We start from the raw sequence: 231 nt of genomic DNA, 5'->3' as shown, positions 1-231 counted from the left end.
AGTTGGTTCATGAATTCATAGCCGGTGGTGCCATCCACTTGCCAGTCGTCGCGCAGGGTTTCGCCTTCGCCAAGGATTTTTTCCACGTAGATCGGCAGATGCCGCTGCGGCGACAACGCATCCAGGCGGCGGCGCAGATGCCGGCTACGGTGCGCTACACGCTGATGGATGGGCGCATCAGCTACCAGGCGTGAAGCCGATCTGAAGCGAACACAAAAAATGTGGGAGGGG

At 59.3% G+C, this 231-nt stretch carries 1 protein-coding gene; it reads left to right on the top strand.

The features are described 5' to 3' along the window. A partial coding sequence (locus tag AC0L3B_RS40470) for a hypothetical protein (protein ID WP_473383725.1) occupies positions 1–194 on the top strand: 194 nt, incomplete at its 5' end. Positions 195–231: the final 37 nt, after the last annotated feature.

This window comes from Bradyrhizobium sp. Kon56, from assembly GCF_055807635.1.
This window is presented reverse-complemented; position numbering and strand designations above follow the sequence as displayed.